At 69.7% G+C, this 17,650-nt stretch carries 9 protein-coding genes and 1 tRNA gene; 4 read left to right on the top strand and 6 right to left on the bottom strand.

The annotated features are described in order from the left end of the window. Nucleotides 1–56: 56 nt before the first annotated feature. The gene (locus HNR22_RS25210) at nt 57–2,759 is read right to left on the bottom strand and encodes an RICIN domain-containing protein (RefSeq protein ID WP_179782426.1); all 2,703 of its coding nucleotides are present in this window, start codon (nt 2,757–2,759) and stop codon (nt 57–59) included. A gap of 762 nt (nt 2,760–3,521) precedes the next feature. Between HNR22_RS25210 and HNR22_RS25205 the strand changes: the two genes are divergently transcribed. The 3 genes from HNR22_RS25205 to HNR22_RS31750 are packed head-to-tail and all read left to right on the top strand — an operon-like array spanning nt 3,522 to nt 7,023. Continuing rightward, on the top strand, nt 3,522–4,124 hold the full coding sequence (locus HNR22_RS25205) for a DUF4956 domain-containing protein (RefSeq protein WP_179782425.1): 603 nt from the start codon (nt 3,522–3,524) through the stop codon (nt 4,122–4,124). After that, nucleotides 4,121–4,954: a polyphosphate polymerase domain-containing protein gene (locus HNR22_RS25200; RefSeq protein WP_179782424.1), complete on the top strand. Its 834-nt coding sequence runs from the start codon at nt 4,121–4,123 to the stop codon at nt 4,952–4,954. Before HNR22_RS25205 ends, HNR22_RS25200 begins: the two co-directional genes overlap by 4 nt. Further along, entirely contained in the window at nt 4,945–7,023 is a 2,079-nt protein-coding gene (locus HNR22_RS31750) for a CotH kinase family protein (RefSeq protein ID WP_179782423.1), read from the top strand. The genes HNR22_RS25200 and HNR22_RS31750 overlap by 10 nt, the downstream gene beginning before the upstream one ends. A gap of 49 nt (nt 7,024–7,072) precedes the next feature. Here HNR22_RS31750 and HNR22_RS25190 read toward each other — a convergent pair whose 3' ends face one another. From HNR22_RS25190 to HNR22_RS25170, 5 genes are all read right to left on the bottom strand, one after another. After that, the gene (locus HNR22_RS25190) at nt 7,073–10,057 is read right to left on the bottom strand and encodes a glycoside hydrolase family 3 protein (protein WP_179782422.1); all 2,985 of its coding nucleotides are present in this window, start codon (nt 10,055–10,057) and stop codon (nt 7,073–7,075) included. A 298-nt stretch (nt 10,058–10,355) separates the two neighbouring features. Then, nucleotides 10,356–10,925 carry an AAA family ATPase gene (locus tag HNR22_RS25185; RefSeq protein ID WP_179782421.1) on the bottom strand — a complete coding sequence of 190 codons (570 nt, stop codon included), beginning with the start codon at nt 10,923–10,925 and terminating at the stop codon, nt 10,356–10,358. A gap of 13 nt (nt 10,926–10,938) precedes the next feature. Next, the gene (locus HNR22_RS25180; RefSeq protein WP_179782420.1) at nt 10,939–12,309 is read right to left on the bottom strand and encodes a serine hydrolase; all 1,371 of its coding nucleotides are present in this window, start codon (nt 12,307–12,309) and stop codon (nt 10,939–10,941) included. A gap of 185 nt (nt 12,310–12,494) precedes the next feature. Beyond that, nucleotides 12,495–12,570, bottom strand: a tRNA-Lys gene (locus HNR22_RS25175). A 57-nt stretch (nt 12,571–12,627) separates the two neighbouring features. Beyond that, a complete protein-coding gene (locus HNR22_RS25170; RefSeq protein ID WP_179782419.1) occupies nt 12,628–15,711 on the bottom strand; it encodes a VWD domain-containing protein in 3,084 nt (1,027 codons plus the stop codon). Nucleotides 15,712–15,973: 262 nt separating this feature from the next. On the opposite strand from HNR22_RS25170, the gene HNR22_RS25165 reads away from it, so the two are divergent. Continuing rightward, the gene (locus HNR22_RS25165; RefSeq protein ID WP_179783717.1) at nt 15,974–17,638 is read left to right on the top strand and encodes a Na+/H+ antiporter; all 1,665 of its coding nucleotides are present in this window, start codon (nt 15,974–15,976) and stop codon (nt 17,636–17,638) included. The last annotated feature ends 12 nt before the right edge of the window (nt 17,639–17,650 follow it).

The raw sequence follows: 17,650 nt of genomic DNA, 5'->3' as shown, positions 1-17,650 counted from the left end.
GGTCCGGCCAGACCCGGGGCCGGGCCCGTGTCGGCCTGGCCCCGGGGTCCGGTCGATCAGCTACGCAGCGTCCACTGCTGGTTCGCGCCCCCGTTGCAGGACCAGAGGATGACCTTCGTGCCGTTGGCCGTGGCGGCGCCGAAGGCGTCGAGGCAGAGCCCGGACTGGGCATTCGTCACGGTGCCGTTGGTGTTGACGTTCCACTGCTGGTTCGTGCCGCCGTGGCAGTCCCAGATGATGACCGCGGTGCCGTTGGCCGTGCCGGCCCCGGAGGCGTCCAGGCACTTGTTGCCATACACGTTCAGCTGCCTGCTGGAGGTGTGGGTCCAGCGCTGGTTGGTGCCGGTGGAGCAGTCCCAGAGTTGCGTCTGGGTGCCGTTGGTGGTCGAGGCGTTGGGCACCTCGACACAGCGACCGGACTGGCCACCCACGAGCTGTCCGTTGCCCGTACCGCTGCCGCCGCCCTGCTGCTGCCGGACGATCGATGTCGACTCGGCCGACCGGTTGCCCTGTGCGTCGACGACGTAGAGCCGGTACTCGCCCTGCGTGGCCGGCACGGCGATGGACGTGGCGGTGCCGGCCGCCCTGGTCATCGTCACCCCGGCGGTGAAGGTGGTCGTGCCGTACGGGGCCAACCAGACCGACCTGGTGGCGTCGCCGATGCTCCGGATCGGGATCGACGCCGTGGCACTGGTGACGAACGTGCTGGCCGGCAGCACGTAGTTCGGTGCGGAGAAGTTGCTCGCCGGGATGATGTCCCGGTACGCGTCCTCCAGGCCGGAGTTCGCGGCGATGCCGTAGGCGGCCGCGGGCCAAACGTAGTCGGAGGAGACGAGGATGTCGCCGATCGTGCTGTTCGGCAGATTTTTGTTCGAGACCTTGTTGATCGGGCCGTAGATCTGCGTGATGCTCAGATCGTGCTTGCGCCCGAAGTCGTCTGAGTTGATCATCCAGGTGACGTTCTTGTCGATACTCAGAACGTTGTCGCGGAACGTGATGAACGCCGACCCCTCGTCCGGGTGCAGCCCGTACTTGTGACCCGACGGAACGCCCTGGAGATAATTGTTGGTGATCGTGGTCCCCGGCTGACTGCCCAGCGTGTAGATCGGCGCCGTGTCACTCAGCCGCTGCACCGTGTCGATGATGTGGTTGTAGCTGATCGTGTTGTTTCTCGCCGTCGTGGTCGGTCGGTTCGGCACGATCGAGCCCGACGATCCGTCGAAGTTCCACCAGCCCCAGCCGAGCGTGATGCCGGACCACGGAGTCTTCTCGATCCGGTTGTGCTGGATGGTCAGGGTGTCGGCGAAGTACGCCGAGATGGGGCTGTGCCCGTTGAACAGAACCGCACTGTCGTACAGATAGTTGTTCTTGATGTCGATGTTCTTCGGCAGCCCTTCGACCTGCGCGGAGTATTTCTCCCTGTTGGTCGAGGTGCCATCTCCGATGTAGACGTGCTGGGGATGGCCCACGGTGATGGCGGACCCGGCGATGTCGTTGGTGTGGTTGCCGATCAACTGCGTGCCCTGCACGTCGTTGACCATGTTGATTCCGTCGGCGCCGGTGTGCTCGATCCGGTTGCGTTGCAGGAGGATGCCGTCGGCGTTCTGTAGCTGGACGATGCCGGGGGTGACGTCCACGTTGCGGTAGTGGTAGACGTGGAAGTTGCCCCTGGCGTAGACGTTCGCGCTCAGGTTGCCCTGCTGCGCCTGCTTGAAGGACGACCCGGCGACGTTGACCAGGTTCCAGTCGGAGTGGCGCACCGTCAGGCCGGAGAACGTGATGTTGCGCGCGTGGCTGCTCGTCGAGGTGCCGGCGACCCGTAGCACGGTGGTCACGTTGTTCGGCGCATAGACGGTCGCCGTCGACATGTTCTCGGCGCTGGCCTTGTAGTAGTAGACCGTCCGGCTGCCCTTGTCGAAGTAGAACTCACCGGGCGTGTCCAGGAACTCGTAGGCGTTCATGAGTTTGTGGGTGCCGCCGACCTGGGCGTTGCCGTTGAACGCGCCCTGGGCGATGGCCGCGCCCGGTTGTTGGAACAGGGCAACCCGGTTCGCGCCGTCGGAACTCGTGGTCACCTGGCGGACACCCACGATGGCCGTGGTCCAGGTCGTGCCTGTCTCGATCTCGATGTCGTCCTGGTTGCGGGCGACGGCGGGAAAATCAGTCAGGCTGTATTTGGCGCCGTCGCACTGCGATCCTGACTCCCAGGCCCACGCGGCCTGGCCGGCGGTGATGGTGTACGTCCCGTAACAGCCCGCCGAGCTGATCGTCTTCGAGGCCATGTACGCGCGCCTGTCGTTGACGTAGAGCGCCCGCAGCTTGTTGGCGCGGTCGAGCGGCGCCTTCCAGATGTTGCCGCTGTGCTGGGTCCACCCGGTCACCTGGACACCGCCGTCGAGAACCGGCTTCTCGTTGGGGTAGGCCGCGTAACTGACCCGGAATCCGTTGGTGCCGGAGTCGCTCGTCCCGAATTCGACAGTGCTGCTCACCGGATAGGTTCCACCACGGAGGAAGACGTTGACGTCGCCGGTCATGCTCGTGTTTACCGTACGAACGACGTCCCGGGCACGTTGCAGAGTCCGGAATGGCGCCTGCAGAGTGCCCGCGTTGGTGTCATTACCGTCCGGGGCGACATAGTAGGTCGCCTGAACTGCGGCCGAGGCCGGCAGCTGATTTGTCAGCACGGCCGACAGCGTGGCGGCGACAAGCGCCGCCACCGCCAACACTGACGTTCGAGCGGTGGAGATGGCTGAATTCACGTCTGTTCCTCTCACTGGTCGTCGATGTGGTGCCCAAAGTGCGCATCGAGCGACGAGTACGGAACAGCGACGCCACCAAGGGCCGGCGGGGACTTCCGTCGCCCGACCGCACTCTTTGTTAACCGCCCCGAAATTCTTACTGGGAGCGTAGGTCACACGTCTGACCAATGCAACCGTCAATTGGAGGGCGTCTATGCAGAAATGCCCCCGGATCGGGCAGACCAACCATGCTCACCGCACACCCCTGCTCGCGTCGTCCGACGAATCCACAGCGACGAGGGGGCCTCGTCGCTGCGGCCCGCGACGTGGAACTTGCCCCGCAGCGGGGCGCTGACCGGCTATGACCGTTCAGGACGACCCGGCGCCGTCGGCACCGGATTCGTTGGCGGCGTCAGCTCCAAAGGCGCCGCGGCTACTGGGCTCCGCCCGCGCCGGCGGTCACGAGAGACTGGGCGGCCACCCACGGGCCCATCCGCGACGCCCGAAAGGCTCCGAAAGTTTCGGCGGCTTCATGAGCCGAGGGGGCCACCCCGGGCCTGCCCACGTCAGACGCATCGAACCCATGCCAGGCGGCCCCGACACCCCGACGATCGCACGGATCACACATTGACTTAGGTAGATGTTCTGCTTACAGTCACCACCGAAATACCGAAAGTTTACCGAAAAGTAGTCCGGAGGTCCGGCCGCCTTCCGCAGGTCGCCACGCAGCGACGGCGGCGTGGCGTCGGTCCGCTCCGGCGGTGAACCAGGAGGAACCCAGCGATGTCGCAGCTCGTCCTGTTCGCGATCGACATCTGCGCGGTGGCGCTGCTCGTCTTCGGGCTCTACTTTCCGCGGCACCGCCGGCGTGACCTGGTCGTCGCCTACCTGGGGGTCAACGTCGGCGTTCTCGCGGTGGCGAGCGCGCTGAGCGCCAGTGACGTTGGCGCCGGGCTGGGGCTGGGGCTGGCGCTGTTCGGCGTGCTCTCCATCATCCGACTCCGTTCCACGGAGCTCGACCAGCACGAGGTCGCGTACTACTTCTCGGCTCTCGCGCTGGGCATCCTCGGCGCGCTCAGCACCACCTCGATCTGGCTCAGCGGCGGCCTGATGGCGCTCATCGTCGCGGTGATGTTCGTCGGCGACCACCGGCGGCTGCTACGGCACTACCGGCACCAGATCATGGTGCTCGACTCTGCCGTCACCGATCAGGTCGCTCTCGTCGCTCAACTGGAGCAACTGCTCAACGCGCGGGTGCACACCGCCACCGTCCAGCGGCTCGACATGGTCAACGAGACGACGGTCGTCGACGTTCGATACTCGGTTGCCGGGCGCAGCGCGGCGGCCGGCACCAACAAGCCGGCACGGGCCGGAGCGGTCCGATGACCCCGCTGCTGACCGGGTCGCCATTGGCAGGATTGGCTCCGGTCGCACTCGCCGAGGTGATCGAGCGGGCCTCGCTGCAGAGCAGAGTGGACCGCAAGTACGTCGTCGCGGTTGACGAGTTGCCGCACCTGCTCGACCAGCTCACCCCGTACGCCCAGGTGCTGGACATCGACGGCGAACGCACCTTCCAGTACGAGTCGGTGTACTTCGACACCCCATGTCTGGCCAGCTACCACTGCGCGGCCTACCGGCGGCGGAGGCGCTTCAAGGTACGGACCCGCACCTACCTCGACTCCGCTCAGTGCTGGCTGGAAGTCAAAATCAGCGGGGCGAGAGGGCTGGTCACCAAGCACCGACTGCCATACCTCGCCGAGGACCGCCACACGGTCCGGTCCGGGCGCGGGTTCGTGGACGATGCGCTCGTCCGGGAGTCGATCTGGCCCGACCTCGCCGCCAGCCCGCTCGAGCCGGTGCTGGTCACCAACTATCGCCGCAGCACTCTGCTGCTGCCGACGACCGCGAGTCGAGTCACCATCGACACCGAGCTCACCTGGCAGGACGGTGACCGCACACTGCGACTGCCCGGCATCGCCGTGGTCGAGACCAAGACCACCTCGGCTGCTTCGCTGGTCGACCGCATGCTGTGGCAGCGCGGGACCCGACCCGTACGCATCTCGAAGTACGCCACCGGCCTCGCGGCGCTGCGCCTGGATCTGCCCGACGTGCCGTGGCGACGAACGCTGCGCCGCCACTTCCGCGCCACCCCACCCCTGGTGGGTCCGGCGTTGCAGGTTCCCACCCGATCAGAACAGGAGGCATCGTGCGCTTGACCGTCCGCAGCACCGGCGTTCCGGCGGCCTTTCGTGCCGCTGGGATCACCGCCGCCACCATCCTCGTCGCGGGCCTCCTCGTGGTGTGCTCGCCACAGGCCGGTGCCGAGCCGCTCACCGGCACCGATCCGGTGGCCGGCACGCTCGCCGGCAGTACCGTCGCCGCGTCCGCCGCGGCGGACGATCTGATCGGCGACATCACCTTCTCCGTTCCCAGCGGCGCCTTCCAGGGGGAGGTGGCGGTGACGCTGAGCAGCACGGTCAGTGGCGCGCAGATCCGCTACACCACCAACGGGCAGCTCCCGACCGCCCAGTCGTCCCTGTACGCGGGCTCGGCGCTGCGGTTCACGCGTACCACCCAGTTGCGGGCGCAGGCATTCGTCGGGCAGACCGCGACCGGCGCCCCCGGCACCGCCATGTACGTGGCCCAGAACGTCACCACCGCCCACGATCTGCCGGTGGTGGTGGTCGACTCGTACGGCGCCGGCCGGCCCGACCGGGAGTACCTCGACGCCACCACGATGATCTTCCCGCCGAGCGCTGGCGGCTCCCCGACGCTGGCCGCCGCGCCGACGGTCGCCACCCGGGCGGGGTTCCGACTGCGCGGCAACTCGTCGGCGACGTTCGAGAAGACGCCGTTCCGCGTCGAGTTCTGGGACAACGAGAACGACGACGCCGACTATCCGGTGCTGGGCATGCCCGCAGACTCCGACTGGGTGTTGCGCGGTCCGTTCACCGACAAGGCGCTGATCCGGGAGGCTTTCGTCTACGACCTCGGGCGGGAGATGGGGTTGCCCGCCCCGCGCTACGCGTTCGCCGAGTTCTACCTCAACACGGACGCGACCCCGGTGGGCGCCGGTGACTACATGGGCGTCTACATGATCGTGGAGACGATCAAGAACTCCAAGGACCGCCTCGACCTCAAGCAGTTGGACTCCGACGACGTGACCCTGCCGAAGATCCAGGGCGGTTACATCTGGAAGTTCGAGTGGATGGCGGCCGAGGAGCCCACGTTGCCGTGCACCGGACCGGCGGCCACCTGCTGGAACTACCTCGAGGTGGTCGACCCGTCGCCGCTGCAACCGCAACAGCGGGACTGGCTGCGGGGTCACCTCCAGGAGTTCAACGACGTCCTGCACGGGGCCAACTTCGCCGACCCGACCACCGGTTACCGGAAGTACATCGACGTCGACTCGTTCATCAACCTCATGATCGTCAACGAACTGAGCCGGGAGATGGACGCGTACGTCCGCAGCTCCCACTTCTACAAGGACCGGGACAGCAAGATCTTTGCCGGCCCGCTGTGGGACTTCGACCTGAGCTTCGGCGTCGGTGGGTTCTTCGCCAACGACCAGGTGTCGGGCTGGCAGTATCAGCAGACCAGGCAGCCGTCGGCCAATGACTGGTTCGCCCAACTGCTGCGCGATCCCGCATTCGTCAACCAGGCCCGGGCACGCTGGCAGACGCTGCGCCGCGGCCCGCTCTCCGACACCGCTCTCCAGGCCCGGATCGACGCTCTCGCCACCCCGCTGACCAACGCGGCCCAGCGCAACTTCCAACGCTGGCCCAACCTGACGTCGCCGACGGTCAGCTTCTTCCGTACGCCGACCTCGCCCACCTGGCAGGGCCAGGTCCAGGTCATGCGGGACTGGATGCTGCGCCGCGCCGCCTGGTTGGACTCCACCGCCGGCTGGGGTGGGTCCGTCACCACGCCGCCGCCCACCACGCCACCGCCCACCACGCCACCGCCCACGACCCCGCCGCCAGCGGCCGGCTGCACCGCCACGTACACGGTGACCAGTCAATGGACCGGTGGGTTCCAGGGCGAGGTACGGGTCACCGCGGGGGCCTCGTCCATCGCCGGATGGACCGTGACGTGGACCGTCGCCAACGGGCAGAGCGTCACCCAGGCGTGGAACGCCACCGTCACGAGTCAGGGGTCCACGGTGACCGCCCGCAACGTCGCCTACAACGGCGCCCTCGGCGCGGGAGCCAGCACCACGTTCGGGTTTCTCGGCTCGTCCACCGGCACGCCCAGCGCACCCACGCTGACCTGCACGGCGAGCTGACGTCAGAGGCCGGGGCCGGGTCGACTGTCGACCCGGCCCCGGTCCTCGATCACCGGATGGTGAAATCCGCCAGTCGCAGCGGGGAGTCGAACACCAGGTACACGTCGTGGGTGCCGGCGGCCCGCGCCAGGTCGGCGCTCACGCTGACGTACCGGTAGTCGTCGCCGGTGCTGGGCACGGTGGCCGTGCCGAGCAGTCGGCCGGTGGGCGAGCCCAGCCGAACCTGGATCGTGCCGGTGCCCGTGCCGGCCCTGGCGACCCTCCCGGTGAGGCTGTGGGTGCCGGGACGCAGCGCGGAAGCGTCGAAGGAGATCCACTGACCGGCAGCGGTCGCGCCGACGACCGTGCCGCTGGCCTTGGTCTCGTCGACGAGCCGGACCCCGGCGTACCGGTCGAAGTTCTCCGCCCGGGTGGCCCGGGACAGGTCCCGGGCCGGGATCGTCTCACCGCGCACCCGCACCGCGGCCCGGGCCCGGATGTCCTGGGCGGACGCCCCGACCATCAGGTCGTAGTTGGACGACTCGACGACCCACCGGCTGCGGGTGACGTCCCAGTGCGCCAGGTCGGCGGCGGGCAGTCGGAGCGTCACGGTCCGGGTCTGCCCGGGCGCGAGTTGCACCCGCTGGAACGCCTTGAGCTGCCGGATCGGTGTCCGGTCCCGGGAGGTGCGCTGATGGGTGTAGAGCTGGACGACCTCGGAGCCGGCCCGAGCGCCGGCGTTGGTCACGTCGACGCTGACCGCGATCGTGCCGTCGGCCGCGACCGAATGGGCACCGGTACGCAGCTGGCCGTACCGGAAACGGGTGTACGACAGCCCGTGGCCGAACGGGTAGAGCGGCTTCGCGCGGTTGTACAGGTAGGTCTGGCCGGACGAGATGATGTCGTACTCCAGCAGGTCCGGTGGCAGTTGGGAGTCGGAGCGGTACCAGGTCTGGGTGAGCTTGCCCGACGGGTTGCGGTCACCGAAGAGGACGTCGGCGACGGCGTGCCCGGTCTCGGCGCCCGCATGGGTGGTCCAGACGATGGCCGGAACGTGCTCCTGCTCCCACGACATGGTGACCGGGTAGCTGGTCTGAAGCACCAGCACCGTACGCGGATTGGCCTTGGTCACGGCCTCGACCAGCGCCTCCTGGCCGGCGCTCAACGCGGTCGAGGTGCGGTCGTGCGCCTCGCGTCCGTTGATGAACGGGTTGCTGCCGACCACCAGCACGGCGGTGTCGGCCGCCTTCGCCGCAGCCACGGCCCGGTCGATCCCGCTGCTGAGCACCTCGCGACTGAAGTGGGTCGCGTCGGCCGCCGTCGACGCGCCGAGCGTGAGGGCACCGTCGGCACCGACCGTCACGTACCGGTCAGGGCCGAACCAGCTCTCCTTGGTCTCGTAGCCGGCGTAGCGCAGCGCGACCGTGCCGTCGGCCTGCGACTCCAGCTTGAACTGCTGCTGGACGTACCAGCCGTTCGGCTGCGCATCGCGAGTGACGAACGGTCCCCAGTTGTAGCCGAGGTAGCGGCCGTTGGCGGCGTTGCGCAGCGTCACCACGTCCTGACCCCAGTCCACCACGTCGAACTGGGCGGCGAGTTCGGCGTTGGCAGCGGTGGCGGCCACCGGGTCGGCGTCGGTGGTGCCGGTGGCCGTGACGTACCGGCCGGTCGTCGGGTCCTTCAACGCGATCCGGTCCGCCCCGTCGAGCCCGCTGACGGTGGCCGAGCCGCCCAGCCGCTCACGGATACCGTCGAGCGCGGTGACCTCGTACGGCAGATCGCCGCCGTACCAGTCGGAGTAGAGGGTGTCGGCCAGCGGCCCGAGCACGGCCACCTTGCGCGTCCGGGCGGGGTCCAGTGGGAGCGCCTGGCGCGTGTTCTTCAGCAGCACCATCGCCTCCCCGGCGGCCTGCCGGGCGAGTCGCTGGTGTTGCGGGCTGTTGATGACGTCCGGGGTGATACCCCCGAACCGGCCGCCGCCCGGGTCGAACTCACCCAGCCGGAACCGCACGTTCAGGGTCTCCCGGATCCGGGCGTCGATGTCCCTCTCGGTGAGCAGACCGGTGGCCAGCGCCTGCTTGATGGCGGTGACGGTCGGCTGCGCGTTGGTGTCGTCGGTGATGAAGCTGTTCAGGCCGGCCTTGACGATCGCGGCGTTCCCCTCGGGGAGGGTGGCGTAGTAGCCCTGGGAGCCGATGAGGTTGTTGGGCGCCCAGGCGTCCGTGACGTTGAGCAAGGGCTGGTCGGTCCACCCGCGGACCACAGTGGCCAGGTCGGGGTCCACAGTGGCGGGCCGACCGTTGACCAGGTTGTACGACGCCATCACCCCGGTCGCCGCGTCGGCGGCGATGGCCGGTTTGAAGGCGGCGCGGTCGTACTCGTTGAGCACCCTCGGGGGCACGTTCGATGAGGTCACGTCACGACGGACCTCGTTGTTGTAGGCCAGGTAGTGCTTGAGGGTCGGCGCGCTCTTCAGGTGGTCCGGGTCCCCGCCGGTCATCCCCGAGCCGTATGCGGTGGAGATGGCCGCGGTGAGCATCGGGTCCTCGGAGTAGCCCTCCTCGTTGCGGCCCCACCGGGGGTCGCGCAGCAGGTTGACCACCGGTGCCCAGAGGTTGAGACCCCAGACCCGGGGGTTCTGCGCGTGGTAGCCGCGCGCCTCGTCGCCGACGGCGGAGCCGACCTGCCGGATCAGGTCGGTGTTCCAGGTGCTCGCCATGCCCACCGGTTGCGGGAAGGCGGTGCCGCGAGCCTTGACGACCGCGCCGTTGTTGTCGATGTCGGTCGACCAGGCGACGCCGTGCAGGGCCTCGGTGCCGGTCTTGAACAGGCCGATTCCCAGCCGGGGGATGGCTGGCTGGTACTGGTGCAGCATCGAGATCTTCTCGTCCTGCGTGAGCCGCCCGAGCAGGTCGTCGACCCGCTCACTTACGGGCAGACGCGGATCCCGGAACGGGTAGGTGGGTTCGGCGAGCGCGGTGCCGGGAACCGCCGGTAGGGCCAGCAGGGTGAGCGCGAGCACGGTGAAACCGCGCCGAAGGCGCCGGTTGCGCATGTGGATCTCCTCGTGTCGTTCGGCAGACGCCCAGCGGGGCGCCGAGACCGACGTGACCAGGCTCGTCACCCGGCTGACGGGCCTGAACGACGGGTCGTCGAAGCGCTTCGACGATGTGGCCGCGTCATCACGGCCAGGATTGTGGTGATCCCCGCAACCATAGATGCGCGACTATTCGCGGGGCAAGGCTGGTCCGGCTCCTCGCGAGCGCACCGACAGCTCGACAACAGGCGTCGAGCCCTGGCCCCATCCGCCGGCCCAGCCGGTCCTCTGCTGAGCCAGGCCTCTTGTGCTGGGTCTACGGGACGATGGGGAGCACGTCGTCGTCACGCCCGGACTGGGTGAGTCCCGAGGCTGCGGCGATGGCCTCGACGGCTTCCTCCAGCCCGGTGGTCTCCGGGAGGACAAGCTCCCCGGGCCAGCCCAGCACGTCGTGCGCGGCGTACCAGCCGCTCATCTGCTCGGCGGTGAAGTCGTTGACCTGCGGGCGCGTGAGGTGCCGGCGCAGGGTCTCGGGCAGGGACACGTCGAGGTAGCAGAACAGCGACCGCCCCCGGTGACCGTCGCGCAGATCAGTGAGCATGCTCCGGTAGAGGCTGGCATGCAGGATGCCCTCCAACACCACGTGGTAGCCGTGATCGAGCGCGAACCGCACGGTCTGCCCGATCAGCGCCGGAGCGGCACCGCCGGGCCGGTCCCGCTCACGCAACACGATGCGACGCAGGTAGTCCTGCTCGACCAGGGCACAGCCCCGGCCGTGCCGACGCCGCAGTTCCCTGGCGATGCTGGACTTGCCCGAGCCGGAGTTGCCTCGCACGCAGACCAGGATCGTGTCCACGCTGCCGGTCGGCACGGACTCAGTGGTCACGGCGCTCCCGCTGTCAGTTGTTGCGTACGGTCAGGTTTCTTGCGGTTTGCGTGACTCCTTCCTGCCGCAACTCCAGGATGTGATGCTGGTCGTCGGTCTGCACGAACCGGACTTCCAGATCGAGTCCCGGATGCAGGTAGCGACCGCCCGGCTCCGCCAGCAGGACGACCGGCTGCTGGCCGGCGGCGGAGAAGGTCAGCTGGCCGTCGCTGACCGCGATGTCGATCGGGTAGTCGTCGCGCAGGACGTAACGGCCCGCCACGTCACCAAGTGGTTCGGCGGTGACATCGGTGGCGTAGCGACGGTCGGCAGCGGCACGGATGCTGGCCAGCAACTCCCACCCATCCTCCGAATTGGTCATCGCCGCGACAGCGGTGCCGCTGTCGGGCCAGACGGAGGAGAAGCAGGTGTAGCCGACGTTCTGCCCGGTGTGCCCGAACCGTCGGCATCCGACTCGGTCGGTGAGCTCGGTGCCGAGCCCGTGGACGCCGCCGGGGATCTGCGGTGTCCACATCTCGGTGGCCAGGTCGCGGCTGAGCAGCTTCGAGTCCCCCGAGGCCGCCCGAGCGATCTCAAGGTCGAGCCGAAGCAGGTCCGTAGGGGTGCTCCACAGCCCAGCTGCCGCCGTCTCCGGCTGCACCCGCCAACCGCCGGGCACCCCGGCGCCGCCCCCATGATGGCCACGAGCCACCGGATGCGGTCGCTGGTGCGGAAACTGCTGGTCGAAGCTGCTGTCGGCCATGGCCACCGGTTCCAGGACCAACGATCGCATGAGATCCTCGAACGGGGTCCCGGTCACGTCCACCATCAACTGCTGGAGCACCGAGTAGTGGCTTCCCGAGTACCGGAAACGGCTACCCGGCAGAAGGGTCGCCCGAACCGGTGGAGTGGTCGTGGAGCCGCCGCCCTCCAGGACCTGCAACAGCGAGGGCGCGCGATCCGCGGCGTAGCCGCGATACCAGGTGTCGGACAAACCGGCGGTGTGCGCCAGCAGTTGTCGCACCGTCACCCTGGGCTGCTGACCCGCGCGGTCGAGCAGTTGCCACGAGTTGAGGTACTCGCTGATGTCGGCGTCCAGATCCAACGCACCGTCCTGAACCAGCAGCAACGCGCCGAACGCGGCGACATGCTTACTGATCGAACAGGCCGCGAACGCGGTGCCTGCGGTCACCGGCGTCGACGCCTCACCACCCGTGACGCCGTAGCCGGTCGCCCACACCCGCCCGTTAACCTGCCCGACGGCGATGCTGACCCCCGGCACCTGATAGACGCGCATCAGATCGGACAGCGTCGCCGTGTCCGGCGAGAGCCGTCCGGAAGACACGTGCCGGTCAAGTTCGCCCAGCAACAGGGCCCATTCCTGCGACAGATCCACGTCCTTCACGGCACCGATTCTTGACCACCCGTGCTGCCCGATCAACGCCGCGCCGCCGGGCCTGTCCGTCATGCAGCACGGTGCGCCACCGGTTGAGGTGTGCGGCGTCCGGCCGGGGCTGTGACCACGGGGCAGCAGAGGGTCCCACCCGCGACTCAGGGGCATAGCCAGTTGGCCATGCCCCTGAGCACTGCTGGTGCGCCGCCAGGGACTCGAACCCCGAACCCGCGGATTAAGAGTCCGCTGCTCTGCCAGTTGAGCTAGCGGCGCTCGTCGGCAACGGGACGAGACGGTAGCACGCCCCGGACGCCGCCCCGAACAAGCGCCTTACCGCAGCGTCAGCGTGACCTGCCCGGTCGCGACACCGGACGGGTCCACGACCAGGGAGTACGTGCCGGAGGCCGGCAGCACTGTCGGCCCGATGTCGCCGGCCCCGTTGACCACGCAGCCGCTGGTGATCGGGCTGCCATCGGGGGCGCGCAGCTCCAGCACGCCGCACTGGTCGGGTAGGTCGGAGGCGGTCGCGGTCAGCCTCACCGACGTTCCGGCGCTGGCGGTGAACCGGTAGGTGGTGACCGCGCCGGGTCGGTCGACGGTGGCGACGACCTGCGGCCCGCCGACGGTGATCGTCGCCGCCCGGTCGTGGCTGCTGACCAGCCGCAGTGTGGTCGCTCCGGTGCCGCGTCCGCTGGGGTCGACCACCACGGTGTACGTCCCGTCGGCAGGCAGCAGCGTGCCGTCGATCTCGCCGCCGCCGTTGATCACGCAGCCGCTGTGCAGCAGCCGGCCCTCGGTGTCGCGCAGTTCCAGTGGGGAGCACTGGTCGGTCAGTGTGCTCGTGGGCACCTCGACGAAGACGCGCTCACCCTGCCGCCCGGTGAACCGGTAACGGGCCCGCGCGCCGGGCTGTTCCAGTGTCGCGGTGACCGCCGGGCCGTTCGCTTGCAGCGTGCCGTCGACGTCCCGAGCCGCGTACACCCCGACGGCGGCCCGTCCGGTGTCGCCGGGGGCGGCGGTGACCCGCACGGCGTACGTGCCGGTGGCGGTGAGGTCGACGCGGTCGATGTACCCGACGCCGTTGATGGCGCAGCCACTCGCGATCTCCCGGCCGCTCGGGTCGGTGAGCGTGTACGGCGAGCAGCGGTTGCCGATCCCGGGCGCGGTGGCGTCGACGAAGACGGAATCCCCGGCCCGGCCGGGGAACGTCAGCGGCGCCCCGCCGGGGGTCAGGCTGGCGGTCGCCACGGGTACGGCGGTGATCGGCGTGGTGGCGGGCGGGGCGACCCGCTCGGTGGTGGCGCCGGAGACTGCGAACTCGGGGCGGCCGCTGACCGCGACGTCGAAGACGCACTCGGCGAGCTGGGCGGGGGCGGTGACGCCGGCCCACCGGCAGACCTGCTCGGCCGTGGCGCGGCGGGCCGGGTCGAGGTCGCCGACGGTGACCTCCCGTTCGGGGAAGGCGCGGTCGGTGAACGTGCCGGTGTCCTGCCCGTCGTCGTAGTGCAGCAGCGAGCGGTCCGGGGTGATCCGCCAACTGTCCGCGTACGTCGGGTAGAGCTGCGCGAACGGCACCGGTTGGGTGAGCGCGGTCCCGGAGGAGGACGCGATGTCATCGGTCGGGTCGCCGTCGAAGTCGCCGAGCAGGCCGCGTACCTTCCCGGCCCGGCCGTCGGCGAGCTTGACCAGCACCCGGTAGCCGTAGTGGCCGATCTGGTCCACCGCCGCCGCGGAGCCGTCCGGCCACGTCACGTCGTACCCGTCGGTGGGTCCGGTGTCGGAGGGGCGGCGGGTGAGGGTGCCGCCGCCGGGCAGGTCGGTGCGTTCCGGCGGCGCGGCCAGCGGCGCGCCGTCGACGTGCACCCGGGTGCCACCGTCGGTGAGCGTGAGCGCGACCCGGTGGGCGCCGACCCGGAACGCGACCGCCGAGTTGACCGAGGCGGTCCGGGTGCCGGCCATCGGCGCCTGCCGGACCTGCACCTCCAGCGGGTCGTTGCCGGTGGCGGTGACCAGCGTGAACTCGCCCACGGCCTGGAAGTCGTAGGCGACCCGGTCGAACGTGACCAGGTGCGGGTCGCCGTTGCTGCCGCCGCAGTTCGCGCCCTCCTCGCAGAGCTTCACCGGACCCTTCTGCGGGGGCGTCTTCTTCGCCGGTTTCTTGCACTCGTCGAGGTTCTTCGGCAGCGGCTTGCCGTCGTACTCGGTGCGCGGCGGCAGTCCCTTCGCCGTCCGATAGCGGTTCTCGGCAAGCGTCGCCTTCACCTCGGCGGTACGGATGCCGGTGCTGCCACAGTCGCCCTGCGGAACCTTGCCCTGGGAGATGTCGTCGGCGTGGTTCAGCTCGTGGTAGAGCGCGGCGCAGGGGTCCCGGGACACGCCGTCGCCGTACGGGTCGACGGAGGTCGGATTCCAGGTGACCGTCGAGGAACCCTTCCCGTCGGGGCTGTCCGGGGTCTCGAACGCGCCCGAGCCGCCGGGGGTCGGAATGATCCGCACCCGGGGGGACTTCTTGTCCCGCAGCCGCGGCAGCACACCGGACGGGTCCCCACCGGGCGCGGCGAACCCCTTCAGGCAGTTGTCGACAGCGCCCTGGAAGTCGACGCCGCTGACGGGCACGCCACCGGTCGGGTCCACCGCGTAGTCGGCCCGGGCCGGTCGGGACCCGCCGATGACCAGCGCGCCGACGGACACCAGCAGCAGGACTACCGCGGCGGCGGTCGGCCGGCGGCGGCGGGCCCGCAACAGGACCACCACCAGCGCGACACCGAGCAGCGCCAGCAGCAGCCCTCCGCCGGCAAGCCACAGCCAACGCCGGCCGGTCACGCCGCCGCCGTCGCCAACGGTGAAGGTGGCGGTCCGCAGTGCGGTCCCGCCCGCGCAGAGGCTGGTCGCACCGGTCACCGGCAGTGGCAGGTAGCCGGCGGTCACCTCGTACCGGCCGGGGGCGCCGACCGGCCAGAGCGTGTCCAGGCCACCGCCGTCCGGGGTGGCGGCCACCGAGCGGAGCATCACCGCGTCGGGCGTGTCACCGTCGTGCAGGCGTACGCCGGTCAGGGTCACCGTCGTGGCCGCACCGGGCTCCACCGTGGTGAGACCGGCGGTGGCGGCAGCACCGATGCCGTCGTCGTGGAAGCTGCGGGCCAGCGTCGGCGTGAGGTCGCGCCCGTCGAGGCGTACCCCGGTCACCTGGACGGTGCCGACGGCGCTGGTCGGCAGCGCGCACGCCGCGTCGGTGGTGTTCGTGACAGTGAGGTCGAGACGGACCTGGTCGCCGGCCCGGTAGTCGGCCTGGCCGGGCCGCAGGGCCAGGCCGAGGCCGCCGTCGGCGGGCGCCGCAGCGGCGCTCACCGCGCTGGCCGCCAGGGCGGTCAGCAGTACGGGAAACGTGGCCGCGAGTCGCACCGTCCACCTCATGGTGCGGACTGTAGGGGCGCGACGGCCGGTCTCCGCACGCTCTGTCGGGGACCGGATCCCAGTCGTCGCCGGTTGTAGGCGCGGTGGCCGTGCCCAGCAGTCCGCCAGGTCCCGTTGATCAAGCGGGTACGCTCGTTACCGCTGCATGCTGCGCTGACCGGCGCCACAACGGCGCCGAACGGCCGGCTCGGCCGCGAGCCGCAGTGAATCCGAAGAACCTCGCGCCGCTCCAGGGGGAAGCAACCAGGTGAGCACCCATTCGATGTTGTTGTTCGTGCTCGCCGCTGTCGCGGTGATCGTCGTCGTGCGGTGGGTGGCGGCCCGCACCGGTCTGCCGGCCGCGGCGCTTCTGCCGCTCATCGGCATCGCGTACGCGCTGCTCCCCGGCCCCAACATCGGCCTTGATCCCGACCTTGTGCTCATGATCGTGCTGCCGCCGTTGCTCTACAGCGCCGCTCTGGACTCCTCGCTGTTGGACATCCGCCGGAACCTCCGGATCGTGGTCAGCCTGTCCGTGCTGCTGGTGCTCCTCACCGGGGTGCTGGTCGGCATCGGGTTCCACCTGTTCGTCGCCGGGGCGACGCTCGCTGCCGGGATCGCGGTCGGTGCCGCCATCGCGCCGCCCGACCCGGTGGCTGCCCTGGCGGTGGGCCGCCGAGTCAACCTGCCACCGAAGATGGTCACGATCATTCAGGGCGAGGGGCTGCTCAACGACGCCACCGCGCTGACGATGCTCAGCGTCGCGGTGGCCGCCGCAGTGGGTGGTGAGTTCTCGTTCCCATCCGCCGTTGGCCAGTTCGTGCTGGCGGCGGTCGGCGGGGTCGCCGTGGGAGCTGCCGTCGCCTGGCTGGTACGTCTGGCCCGACCGTTCACCGCGGACCCACTGTTGTCGAACGCCATCTCGCTCGCGACACCGTTCGTGGCCTACCTGTTGGGCGAGGAACTGCACGTCTCCGGGGTGCTCGCCGTGGTGATCGCCGGGCTGATCGTCGGCCACAAGACGCCCCAGCTCACCTCGGGCGCCGCCCGGCTGCAGACCAGCGCGGTGTGGCGGCTGGTCGACTTCCTCCTGGAAGGCTTCGTCTTCCTGCTGATCGGCCAGCAGCTTCCCGAAGTCGTCAAGGGCCTGCGTCAGTACGACACGTCGACCATCGTCATCGCCGTCGCGGTGTCGGTCGGCGTGGTGCTCCTGCTGCGCCCCGCGTGGCTGGTGATGACCCAGTCCCTCCCCCGGTCGCTGCACACCCGGCTGGGCGGCATTTCCGAGCAGGACGACCCGGACGAACCCGGGAGTGCCCGGCAGATCGAGCGCGCTGACCGCAACGCCCGCCGACTCACCTCCCGTGAAGTGGTGGCACTGAGCTGGTCCGGCACCCGTGGCGTGATCAGCCTCGCCGCGATCTTCACCCTGCCGCTGACCACCAACAGCGGCGCACCCTTTCCTGACCGTGACCTCCTGCTGTTCTGCACCTTCGTGGTCGTCCTGGTGACACTCGTCGGGCAGGGCATGACGTTCGCACCGCTCGTGCGGATGCTGGGCCTGCGCGCCAACGAAACAGACCAGGCCCGCGTACGCAACGAGGCCCGCTCGGCGGCGGTCGGGGCCGCCCTGGCCCGCCTCGACGAGGTGGCCGCCGCGGAGCCGGACAGCGCGGTGGCTGTCAACACCATCCGTACGCAGCTGCTGGCCCGACTCGCGCGCTACCGCGGGCGGCTGGACCTTCTGGAGCAGAGCGGCTCATCCGAGATGCCCACCTCACCGGAGTACGAGACGGCGCTTCGTGTCCGGCGGACAACCATCGACGCGCAGCGCGAGGAGCTCGTGCGCTGGCGCGACTCCGGCCGGCTGCCGGATGAGGAACTCCGCGTCCTGGAACGCGAACTCGATCACGAGGAGCTGCTGCTCCCGAAGCGGACCTCCAGCTGACCTGCCGGGTGA

Origin of the sequence: Micromonospora jinlongensis, assembly GCF_013410645.1 — a bacterium.
GTDB classification, from domain to species: Bacteria; Actinomycetota; Actinomycetes; order Mycobacteriales; family Micromonosporaceae; genus Micromonospora; species Micromonospora zamorensis.
The sequence above is the reverse complement of the archived record's forward strand: the minus strand, read 5'-3'. Positions and strand labels throughout refer to the sequence as shown.